The organism is Streptomyces sp. CBMA29, assembly GCF_014596445.1.
GTDB lineage: Bacteria > Actinomycetota > Actinomycetes > Streptomycetales > Streptomycetaceae > Actinacidiphila.
On record NZ_MECL01000251.1, the window covers coordinates 1 to 9515 of the forward strand.

Annotated in this window: 5 protein-coding genes; 2 read left to right on the forward strand and 3 right to left on the reverse strand. The window is 72.8% G+C overall.

The window, feature by feature from the left end:
• Positions 1-2 precede the first annotated feature (2 nt).
• Positions 3-1775, forward strand: a complete 1773-nt coding sequence (locus BGM09_RS34040) for an ABC transporter ATP-binding protein (protein ID WP_188285608.1) — start codon at positions 3-5, stop codon at positions 1773-1775.
• Between the two features lie 36 nt (positions 1776-1811).
• Here BGM09_RS34040 and BGM09_RS34045 read toward each other — a convergent pair whose 3' ends face one another.
• On the reverse strand, positions 1812-3011 hold the full coding sequence (locus tag BGM09_RS34045; RefSeq protein WP_188285609.1) for a cytochrome P450 family protein: 1200 nt from the start codon (positions 3009-3011) through the stop codon (positions 1812-1814).
• A gap of 280 nt (positions 3012-3291) precedes the next feature.
• Here BGM09_RS34045 and BGM09_RS34050 point away from each other — a divergent pair, with 280 nt between their 5' ends.
• A complete protein-coding gene (locus BGM09_RS34050) occupies positions 3292-4746 on the forward strand; it encodes an ATP-binding SpoIIE family protein phosphatase (protein WP_223187988.1) in 1455 nt (484 codons plus the stop codon).
• Positions 4747-4821: 75 nt separating this feature from the next.
• On the opposite strand, the gene BGM09_RS39280 is transcribed toward BGM09_RS34050, so the two are convergent.
• Together BGM09_RS39280 and BGM09_RS34060 are read right to left on the reverse strand one after the other, a co-directional pair.
• Positions 4822-8379: a discoidin domain-containing protein gene (locus BGM09_RS39280; protein ID WP_188285610.1), complete on the reverse strand. Its 3558-nt coding sequence runs from the start codon at positions 8377-8379 to the stop codon at positions 4822-4824.
• Between the two features lie 279 nt (positions 8380-8658).
• The coding region (locus BGM09_RS34060) for an alpha/beta fold hydrolase (protein ID WP_188285611.1) at positions 8659-9515 on the reverse strand (857 nt) is incomplete at its 5' end.

Sequence of the window (9515 nt, forward strand, 5' to 3'; positions counted from 1 at the left end):
GCCTGACCGGGCAGGGGGAGCCGTCCGCCGCGCTCCCCGTCGCCGACCAGGAGCGGGTGCGGCGCGCCGCCGTCGGCGAGCTCGCCGCCGACAAGCGCGCGTTCTGTGCGGTCCTCGGCCTCAACGCGCTGGCCGCCGCGGCCGGCCTCGTCAGCCCCTGGCTGCTGGGCAGGATCGTGGACACGGTCAGGGGCTCGACCGGCCACGCCGCCGTGTCCACCGTGGACCGGCTGGCGGTCGCCATCGTGGTCGCCACGGTCGTCCAGACGGTGCTGTCGCGCTACGCGCTCAACCTCGCCGCCCAGTTCGGGGAGCGCGCCGCCGCGCGGATCCGCGAGCGTTTCGTGGACCGTACGCTCGCGCTGCCCGCCGCCGTCGTGGAGCACGCGCCGACCGGCGACCTCGCGGCGCGCGGCACCACGGACATCGACGTCGTCGCGACGACGCTGCGCAGCGACGTGCCGACCGTGCTGATCGCCACCATGCAGGCGCTGTTCATCATCGCCGCGGTGCTCGTGCTCGACCCGCTGCTCGGCCTGTGCGGGCTGTCCTGTCTGCTGGTGATCGCGGTCGCCACCCGCTGGTACCTGCGCCGCGCGCGGACCGCGTACCTCGCCGAGGGCGCGGCCAACTCCGTACTCGCCGAAGTCCTCGCGGCGACCGCGGGCGGCGCCCGTACCGTCGAGGCCCTCGGCCTCCAGGAGCGGCGGATCGCCACCGCGGAGGCGGCCATCGCGGGCGCCAGGCGCGCCCGCCTCGGCACCCTGTGGCTGCGCTCGGTGTACTTCCCGAGCGTCGACATCTCGTACGCGCTGCCCGTCCTCGGCGTGCTGCTCGTCGGCGGCGCGCTGTACGACCACGGCGGTGTCTCGCTCGGTACGGTCGTCGCCTCCGCGGTCTACCTGCGGCAGCTCGTCGGGCCGCTGGACACGATCTTGATGCGGGTCGAGCTGTTGCAGAGCAGCGGCGCCTCGTACGCGCGGGTGGAGGGCCTGGACGTGCTGCCGCGCACGCGCACCGACGCCGACGCGGTGCCGGCCGACGACCGGATCGAGGTCAGCGGCGTCCGCTACTCCTACGGCGGTGTCGTCGACGGCGGTGACATCCTGCACGGCGTGGACCTCGACGTGCGGCCGGGCGAGCGGCTGGCCGTCGTCGGTCCCTCGGGCGCGGGGAAGTCGACGCTCGGCAGGCTGCTGGCCGGGATCGACCGGCCGCGGGCGGGCTCGGTCACCGTCGGCGGGGTGCCGGTCGCCGACCTGCCGCCGGACCGGCTGCGCCGCCAGATCGTGCTGGTCACCCAGGACCACCACGTCTTCCGCGACACGCTCCGCGACAATCTGCTGATCGCCCGGCCCGCCGCCACCGACCAGGAGCTGCGCGCCGCGCTGGACGCGGTGGACACCGGCTGGGCCGACGACCTGCCCGACGGCCTCGACACCCGGCTGGGCGGCGACGGCCGTCACCTGGACGGTGCCAGGGCGCAGCAGCTCTCGCTCGCCCGGGTGATCCTCGCCGACCCGCACACGGTGATCCTGGACGAGGCCACCGCCCTGCTGGACCCGGCGACCGCCCGCAGCACGGAACGCGCGCTGGCGACCGTGCTGGAGGGCCGTACGGTCATCGCCATCGCCCACCGGCTCCAGACCGCCCACGACGCGGACCGCGTCGCCGTCATGGAGGCCGGGGTCGTCACCGAGCTGGGCACCCATGACGAGCTGGTCACGGCCGGTGGCGGCTACGCGGCGCTGTGGCACTCCTGGCACGGCGAGTAGCCCGCCGTCACCGGCGGGCCCTCCCCGGGGACGGTGTCACCAGCGCACCGGCAGCCGCTCGGGACCCCGGATGAGTAGGCCGCCGCGCCATTCGAGCCCGGCCGGGTCCGCGTCGAGCGCCAGGCCGGGGAAGCGGTCCAGCAGGCCGCGCAGCGCGATCCTGGCCTCAAGACGGGCCAGCGGCGCGCCCAGGCAGTAGTGGATGCCGTGCCCGAAGGCGATGTGGCCCCGGGCGTCGCGGCGGACGTCGAAACGGTCGGGGTCGGGGAAGCGCGCGGGGTCGCGGTCGGCGTCGGCGAGCGCTACCAGCACCAGCCGCCCGTCGCCGGGGATCACCGTGCCGCCCACCTCGACCGGAGCGGTCGAGAAGCGGTAGGTGGGCGTCTCCACCGGGCCGTCGTACCGCAGGATCTCCTCGACCGCGCCCTCCATCAGACCCTCCGGGTCGGCGCGCAGCGCGGCGAGCTGCTCGGGGTGGGTGAGCAGGGCCAGCACCCCGTTGGAGATCAGGTTGACCGTGGTCTCGTGGCCCGCGACCAGCAGCACCCAGGCCATGCCCAGCAGTTCCTCGGCGTTGAGCCGGTCGCCGTCCTCGTCCGCGGTGTGGATCAGGGCGCTCATCAGGTCCTCGCCCGGCCGCTCGCGCTTGTCGGCCACCAGGCGGACGAGGAAGCCGTTCATCGCGTCCGCCGCGTCCGTCCTGGCCTGCGCCGACGAGGTGGACAGCGCGATGTTCGACCAGGTCCTGAACTGCTCGCGGTCCATGAAGGGCACCCCGAGCAGATCGCAGATGACCGAGATCGGCAGCGGGAAGGCCAGCGACTCCACCAGGTCGCCGCGGCGCGAGGGCTCCTTCGCCATCGCGTCCAGCATGCCGTCCGCGAGCGCCTGGACCCGCGGCGCCATCGCGTCCACCCGGCGGGGGGTGAACTCCCGCGCCACCAGCTTGCGCAGCCTGCTGTGCACCGGCGGATCGGTACTCAGCATCGACAGGCCCGACGCCACCGTCCGCACGCCCAGTTCGGGCGCCGCGTTGGACCACACCTTCGACAGCCGGGCGTCGTTGAGGGCCGCACGGCCCGCCTCGTACCCGACGATCAGCCACGCCTCGTGGCCCTCGGGGATCACCACCCGGTGGACCGGCCCCCGCGCGCGCAGCTCCGCGTAGACCGGATACGGGTCGCGTCTGAACTCCTCGCCGAGCGCGCCGAGATCGACGACGGCGTCAGTGGTCATACGTGTCCTCCCCGGGGGACAGCGGCCGGGAGTCCGGCCGGACGCCGGGCAACGTGCCGAGGGGACGTTACGGCGTCGCCGGCCGTCGCGCCGCGTGTTCGAGGCTTCCCGCCGGGAGATCGGCGCGATCCCGCCCCTGGCTCGGCGCGCGCCTCATCCGTATCTCGCGTACCCTCCCGCCCCATCCGTGTCCAGGATCGGAGGATACGTCTGTGACGTAGGCTTTTGTCATAGGCGCGGACTGCGGGACAGTACCGCGCCGAACCGAAAGTGGGCCGGAATGGACGTCGTGTACGCCGGGGTGCCGCGCGTGTCCGGCCGCCTGCTCGCTCGCGCCGCGCGTGTCGTGCCCTCCGCCGTGCTGGTCGGAGCGGGCTCCGCCATCGTCGGCACCGCCCCCGACGGTCACTTCGGGCTGGCCCTCGCGGTCGTGCCCTTTCTGGCCGCCGCGGTGCACTCGGTCACCGTCACCGCGGTCCTCGGCGCCCTCACCGTCGCGATGTACGCCTCGCTGCGGCACTGGCTGACCGAGGGCACCGACCTGTGGCTGGTCAAGCTGGCGTTCCTCGCCGCCTCCGCCGTGGTCGCCGTCCTGATCAGCCAGGCCAGGGTCAGGGCGCAGCAGCTCACCCGCAGCCGCGACATCGCCCTGGCGCTCCAGCAGGGTCTGCTGCCGCACAAGGTGCCGCGCAACAGCGCCGTGGACGCCAGCTACCGCTACGTCCCCGCCGACACCGCGGCGGGCGTCGGCGGCGACTGGTTCGACGTGATCCCGCTGTCCGGCACACGGGTCGCGCTCGTCATGGGGGACGTGGTCGGCCACGGCATCCACGCGGCGGCGATGATGGGGCGGCTGCGTACCGCCGTGCACACCCTCGCCGACCTCGACCTCGCGCCCGACGAACTGCTGTCCCGCATGGACGACCTGGCGGTACGCCTCGCCGACGACGACGCGGACCGCGAGCTGGGCGCCACCTGCCTGTACATGGTCTACGACCCCATCTCACGGCAGTGCACGGTGGCCAGCGCGGGCCACACCCCGCCCGCGTTCGTCCACCCGGACGGCCGGGTGGAATTCCAGCGGCTCGCGGAGAATCCGCCGCTCGGCGTCGGCGGCACGCCCTTCGAGAGCAGCACCCTCACCCTCGACGAGGGCACGGTCGTCGCGCTCTACACCGACGGCCTGCTCGACCTGCGCCACCAGGGCACCGACGCGGCCGTCGCCGCCCTCGCGCGGGCCCTGCTGCCCGCCACCGACAGCCTCGACGCGCTGTGCGACCGCGTCTGGTCGGGGCTGCCCGCGGAACACGACGACGACGTGGCGCTGCTGCTGGCCCGCACCAGGACCCTGGACGGCGCGAACGTCGCGAGCTGGCAGTACCCGGCGCTCCCGGAGAGCGTCCCGGCCGCCCGCGCCGCGGTCATGGCCCGGCTGGAGGAGTGGGGCCTGTCCGACCACGCCTTCGCCACCGAACTGGTGGTCAGCGAACTGCTCACCAACGCCGTCACCCACGCCCGCGGCCCGGTCTCGCTCCGGCTGATCAGGGACGCGGGGCTCATCTGCGAGGTCTCCGACGGCAGCGACACCGCGCCGCACATGCGGCACGCCCAGCTCCTGGACGAGGGCGGGCGCGGCCTCTTCCTCATCGGGCAGCTCGCCGACCGCTGGGGGACGCGTTACAGCGAGGACGGCAAGACGATCTGGGTCGAGCAGCACGTCCCGGCCCGGCCCTGAGCGGAGCCGGCACGGGCAGCGCCCCTCGTCGGCCGGAGCCGACGAGAGGCGCTGTGATCTCAGAGCGGGTGTGGTCTACCAGCTCGTCAGACCGGCACCGTAGGGGTAGAGCGGATTTCCGTACGTCGTCGGCACCGTCTGACCGGCGTCGATCTTCGCCCGGATGTCGGCCCGCTCGGCCGCGGTGGCGCCGAGGTCGTAGGGCAGGTCCCACGCCTCGTTGGCGTCCGCCTGATTGTCGCCGCCACCGGGCTTGAGCACCTGGTCGAGGCTTCTGGGCAGCTGCCAGGGCAGCTTGCCGCGCGGGGTGTAGTCCCCGAAGAGCAGGCTGGCCGTCGCCGGTCCGACCTCCTCACCGCCGCGGTAGGTCACCACGATGGCGTCGGCCAGGTTGTTCCAGTCGCTCATGACGATGGGTCTGGGCAGGGTCAGCACGACCACCACCGGAATCCCCTGGTTCTTGAAATTCTGGATGACGGCGAGCTGGTCCGCCGGGAGGTACGGCTGGGTGTCGGGCCACGAGGTGGCGTGGGTGTACGACGGTTCGCCGACCGCCACGACCGCGAGCTTCGGGGCCGGTCCCGTGTCCTGGTAGACGTGGACACCGGCCGTCGCCGCTCTCGCCTTGATCGCGTCGAGCACGGTCAGCGAGCCGTAGTCCGGGTGGAAGTAGCTGGACCAGATGCAGCACGCGGCGCCGTCGGTCGCCCGCGGACCCGCGACCACGATGTTGTCACCGGAGTTGAGCCTGATCGGCAGCACACCGTTGTTCTTCAGCAGCGTGTTGGACTCCCGCGACGCCTGGTTGGCCAGCGCCGTGTAGCTCGGCTGGTGGAAGCGGTACGGGCCGTTGACCGGGTCGCCGTACGGGTGGTCGAAGATGCCCAGTTCGAACTTGAGCTTCAGGATCCGCGTGACCGCGTCGTTGATCCGGGCCAGCGGCACGCCGTTCTCGAAGCTCGCCATGGTGAAGTCGGCCGCGCCCGGGTCGGCGCCGCCCATCACGTCGGAGCCCGCGTTGGCCGCGTTGATCCAGGCCGTCGACGGCAGCCAGTCCGTGGTGATCAGACCGGTGTAACCGAGATTCTGCCGCAGGTAGGTGAGGATCTTCGCGCTGTCGCCCGCGCCGGGACCGCCCGGGTCGAGATACGAACTGCCCGCGTAGCCGGGCATGATGTTGACCGCGCCCGCCTCCATCGCGGCCTTGAACGGGATCATGTGGTACTTGATCGTGACCCCGTCGTAGACGATGCCGGCCTCGCCGCCCGCGCCCTCGCCGGGCCAGTGCTTGACGGTGGCGAGCACCGAGCCGGGGTTCAGCTCCGGGCCGCCCTGCAAACCGGCCACCAGCGCCCGCAGTTGGGCCGCCGCCACGTCGGCGTTCTCGCCGCCGCCCTCCTGGATGCGCGGGTACAGCACCTTCGTGCCGACCTCGGCCAGCGGGGACAGCGTGCCGCGCGCGCCGACCTCCAGCTCCTCCTTGCGCTGCATGTCGCCGAGCTTGTAGTCGAGCGGATAGTCCTTGCCCGCCGCCAGGGTGCTCTGCAACGGATACGTGGTCTGGTAGCCGGCGGTGGTGTCACCGGCCGAGACCGGCGGGATACCGAGCCGAGTGGCCGCCGTGGACTTCAGCACGTTGTCCAGGTCGGCGGGTTGCGCCGGCCCGAAGTGCCAGCCGGACATCGGGTACGACTGGACGTTGTAGAACATCTGGAACGCCTTCTCCTCCAGCGTCATCCGCCCGAGGAGGTCACCGACCCGCGTGTCGACCGGCAGCCGCCAGTCCTCGTACGGCTCGATGGAGCCGTCCTTGTTGAGGTCCCGTGCGCCGTTGATGATGCTGATGCCGTCGGCGGCCTGCTTGACGTCGGGCAGATAGACGCTGAACGTGCGGATGTTGGACGTCGTCTTCGCGCCCGAACCGCTGACCGAGACGACGAACCACTTGTACGTCCAGCGGTCGGTGATGTCCCAACTCGGCGTGTACGTGGTGCCGGTGGGCTCGGCGACCTTGGTGTACAGGTCGAGCAGATTGCCCGACGCGGTGAAGTCGTAGTCGGTGCGGCTGATGTTGAGCCACACCTCGTAGTGCGCGGCGCCGCCGACGGCCGCCCAGCTCAGCGCGGGACGCCGGGTGTTGGTGACCATGGCCTTGTCGGCCGGTGCGGACAGCGCGAACTGGTTGAGCGTGGCCGGGGCCTTGGCGGGCGCCGAGAGCAGCGGCGGGGTCGCGGTGGAGTTGTCCACCGTGCCGTACACCTGGAACTCCCAGAGCGAGTAGCCGTATCCGGTGGCGCGGGCCGTGCCGGTCAGCCGGACGTAGCGGCCCTGGCCGGTGACGGGCAGCCGCTCGATGCCGCCGGGGCCGTTGGCGGTGGTGTAGACCGGCGTCCACGCCGTGCCGTTGTCCGAGACGTCGATGTGGTAGCCCTTGCCGTACGCCGACTCCCAGTTGAGCACGATGCCGCTGATCTTGCCGATGTTGCCGAGGTCGACCTGGATCCACTCGTTGTCCGTGGAGAGGCTGGACCAGCGCGTGGTGGTGCGGCCGTCGAGAGCGGCGGCCGGAGCGTTGCCGCCCTCGTACGACGAGGCCGACACCTGCTTGTAGGCGGAGATCACCGTGCCGGAGAAGTCACCGCCGCCGCCGTTGGTGGGCGGGGTGGTGGTGCCCCCGGTCCCGCCGCCGGACCCGCCGCCCCCGGTGGTGTAGACCTGGAACTCCCAGAGGGAGTAGCCGTATCCGGTGGCGCGCGCGGTGCCGTTCATCCGGACGTAGCGTCCGGTGCCGCTGACCGTGAGGTTCTGGGCGCCGCCGGCGCCGGTGGTGGTGGAGTAGACGTCGGTCCAGGCGGTGCCGTTGTCCGAGACCTGGATCTTGAAGGCGGTCGCGTAGGCCGCCTCCCAGATGAGACCGACCTTGCAGACCGCCTGCGAGGAGCCGAGGTCGACCTGGAGCCACTGCGGGTCACCGGCCGCGCTGGACCAGCGGGTGCCCGCGTCGCCGTCGACGGCGGCGGAGGCGGGGGTGCCCGCGTTCTCCGTGGAGGACGCCGTGGCCGGGTGGTTGAGCGCGGCGTTCGTGCTGCCGCAGGTGCCGCCCGCGGCCCCGGTCGAGCCGTAGACCTGGAACTCCCAGAGCGAGTAGCCGTATCCGGTGGCGCGCGCGGTGCCGTACATCCGGACATAGCGCCCGGAAGCGTTTACGGAAAGTGTCTGCTTTCCGCCGGGTCCTGTCGTCGTCGAGTAGGCGTCGGTCCAGGTGGTGCCGGTGTCGGAGACCTGGATCTTGAAGGCCGTGGCGTACGCGGTCTCCCAGTTGAGGCTGACCGAGCTGATGGTCGCGGACGCGCCGAGGTCGACCTGGAGCCACTGCGGGTCGGAGGCGGCGCTGGACCAGCGGGTGCCGACGTCGCCGTCGACGGCGGCCGAGGCGGGGGTGCCCGCGTTCTCGGTCGAGGAGGCGGTGGCGGTTCTGCCCTGGGACAGCAGGGTGTCGGCCGCGTGCGCGGTGCCGGTCGTGGTGCCGATGGCACCGCCGGTCGCCAGGGCCGCCGCGAGGGCGACGGCCACCAGCGGTCTGTGCCGTCTGACGGATCTCAGGAGGGTGAGCGGAAAGCTCAGGAGGCTCATGTGCATCTCCACGTGGGGGTGTGATGACTCTGATCACCGTGGAGGCCGTCGCCGGACGGGCGACGGGCGGCAGGCGGCGGCATCCACGGTGGCGGCTGCGAACTGCTCCGGACTCGTCGCACAATGGCCGGAGATGACGGCGGAGAGCGCTCTCCGTGGGAGTCTCTTCCAACGTCTGAACAGTGTCAATCCCCGTGACAGCGCCGGGGCCAACGCCCGTATGGATAACGGTTTTCGGGGTCGGAGTCGGCCTGTTCTCCGGGTCGCCGCGAGTCCGGTTCAGCGGGCGGCGGGGTGGTTCGCGAGCTGCCCGAGGATCAACTCGGCCAGCAGGTCCGGCCGTTGCTCCGGCAGCCAGTGCGTGCCGCCGACGAGCGGGTGGAAGGCGTAAGGACCCGCCGCCCACCGCTCGGTCAGCCACGCCGACCGCGCGCTGATCACGGCGTCCGCCGTACCCCACACGAACAGCGTGGGGACCGACACCGGCGCGGCCCGCAGCCCGTGGCCCGCCTCGCGGGGGAGCGCCCGGTACCAGCCGAGCGCGCCGGTCAGCGCGGCCCGGTCGGTCACGAACCGCCGCGCGTACCCGAGGGCCGTCGCCTCCTCCAGGCCGAGCCGGCGCAGCCAGCGCGCACCGGTGTGCCCGCGGTCGTGGGTGATCACCGCCTCGGGCAGCCAGGGGAGTTGGAAGAAGAGCAGATACCAGGAGAGCAGGGCCTGACGGCTGGTCAGCAGCGACCGGCCCAGGGCGGCCGGGTGCGGCGTCGACACGGCGGTCAGGGACGCGACGCGGTCCGGCGCCCGCTCGGCGAGCGCCCAGGCCACACTCCCTCCCCAGTCGTGCCCGACGACATGCGCGCGCTCCAGGCCCGCCGCGTCCAGCAGGCCGATGACGTCCTCGACCAGCAGCGGCAGCCGGTAGTCGCGCGTCCGGCGCGGGCGGGCGCCGGGCGCGTACCCGCGCTGGAGCGGGGCGAGCGTCGCCCGCCGCGTCCAGCAGGCCGATGACGTCCTCGACCAGCAGCGGCAGCCGGTAGTCGCGCGTCCGGCGCGGGCGGGCGCCGGGCGCGTACCCGCGCTGGAGCGGGGCGAGCGTCCGTACGCCCGCCGCGCCCAGCGCCCGCGCGACCTTCGTC